A 1,894-nucleotide genomic window follows, 5' to 3' on the forward strand; every position below is an offset into this window, starting at 1 on the left:
GTCTATTACAAAGGGATTCCAACAATAGAAGCCAATATCTCCGGTTCTGGTCAGGTAATCAATGCGAATTGATAGTGAACTATAATACACTATAATCATTACCTCACTCAGTTTGTGGAGATCGGTAATTTGAGATTGCCCGATTTGGGAGTAAAAGAAAAAAAAGAGGGCCAAGGCCCTCTTTTAGATTAGACAATAAATAACTTAAGACTATTTGCGCTCTAGGAAAAGCGAATGAGCTTAAGCGCGGTATGTCTTCGATAATTCAACCAACTTGCTCTGCGTGTTGGGATTCTTTTAAAGACAGCCTTAATTACATTTTTTTGATCGTTGTTATTGCTCATAGTTATTTCTTTTTTTCTGGGTGACAGGAGCAATAGGCTCCTTTGCTCTCACCTATTCCTTAGACGTAAGAATACCCAAAAGGTTTCACACCTTTAGAGAAGATTAACTATAAACAGCATCTATTTAATATCTTTTTAACTATTGAAGATGTCTATGGTTTAATTTGAAGCTAAACAGTAGCTTGAATCCCTTATTCAGGGAGTTCTATCCGGTTTTCATTATCCACGCCTTTCGAAAAGTCCTCGATGTTCTGCAGGGTGATTCGGGTTATTTCATCCAGGGCTTCCCGGGTAAAAAAGGCCTGGTGGGCCGTGACCATTACGTTGGGAAATGCCATGAGGAGTGCGAGGGTATTATCATCGATGATCTGTTCCTGTAGGTTCTGGAAAAAGACCCCCTCCTCCTGTTCGTAAACGTCAATGCCCAAATAGCCCAGTTTCCGGCTTTGCAGGGCCTTCAGAGCGTGTTCTGTATTTATCAACCCACCCCGGCTTGTATTGATCAGCATGGCCCCGTCTTTCATCATTTTCAGTGTCCCGCTATTGATAATTTGGGCCGTCTCCGGGAGCAGGGGTACGTGCAGGGACAGGATATCAGATTCCTTCAGCAGGGTACTCAGATCCACATAAGAGTATCCCTTATCTTCCATTTCTGTATTTGGGAATTTGTCGTACAACAGGACCCTGCAACCAAATCCCCGCATCAGCTCGGCAAAGACCCTTCCGATTTTCCCTGTGCCCAGCACACCGACTGTCTTTCCATGTAAATTGAACCCCACCATCCTGGAGAGGGAGAAATTCCCGTCCCGGACGCGGTTATAGGCCTTATGGGTTTTACGGTTCAGGGCCAGGATCAGGGCTACGGCGTGCTCGGCCACCGCATGCGGAGAATATTCCGGCACCCGGTACACCGGGATCCCGAGCCTGTCGGCAGTCTCCAGGTCCACGTTGTTAAACCCCGCACAGCGCAGGGCAATCATCTTTATCCCGTATCCGGCAAGTTCCTCAATGACAGGCCCACTGAGATCGTCGTTCACGAAGGCGCAGATTACATCGCTCCCCTTGGCATATTGGGCGGTTTCGGCGACCAGGCGGACCCTGAAATAGTCAATTTCAAATCCGGTATCCCCCAGATGCTTATCAAACCATTCCTTATCATAGGACTTGTAGGAGAAGAAGGCTATTTTCATAGGATTCCTGGGACTAATAGAAGACATTGATTTATCCAACCTCCGGGTTGAATTTTACAAAGATACGCCTTGAATACTTTGCAGCCGTAGCTTGTAAGTGATTTAGCATTCCCATAAAGAAAGGTCCGTCAATCCCGGTGGGTGGACTTCTGAGTACTCTTCCTGTCAGGCACTTTCATCAATGGATTCATATGAGTAACTTTCGACCAGTTTTTACATCTAAAAGGCGAATACGCTGAGATATGAAAGGAAAAAATTGTGTGGTCACCGGGGGGAATTCCGGAATTGGGTTTGAAACCGCCCGGGCCTTAGCAGAGGAAGGGGCTAATGTGCTGATCTTGAGCCGGAACGAGGAAAAGG

Annotated in this window: 2 protein-coding genes; one reads left to right on the forward strand and one right to left on the reverse strand. The window is 46.3% G+C overall.

Annotation, left to right across the window (positions count from 1 at the left end):
• Positions 1-535: 535 nt before the first annotated feature.
• Positions 536-1,561, reverse strand: coding sequence for a 2-hydroxyacid dehydrogenase (locus WBV75_RS03010; protein ID WP_424119176.1), 1,026 nt, complete (start codon positions 1,559-1,561; stop codon positions 536-538).
• Positions 1,562-1,776: 215 nt separating this feature from the next.
• Here WBV75_RS03010 and WBV75_RS03015 point away from each other — a divergent pair.
• On the forward strand, positions 1,777-1,894 hold a 118-nt coding region (locus tag WBV75_RS03015), incomplete at its 3' end, for an SDR family NAD(P)-dependent oxidoreductase (protein WP_424119177.1).

Source organism: Robiginitalea sp., assembly GCF_049588695.1.
Taxonomy (GTDB): domain Bacteria; phylum Bacteroidota; class Bacteroidia; order Flavobacteriales; family Flavobacteriaceae; genus Robiginitalea.

Coding starts and splice junctions, on each gene's coding strand:
- WBV75_RS03010 (WP_424119176.1), bottom strand. CDS start 1,561: ATGTCTTCTATTAGTCCCAGGAATCCTATGAAAATAGCCTTCTTCTCC.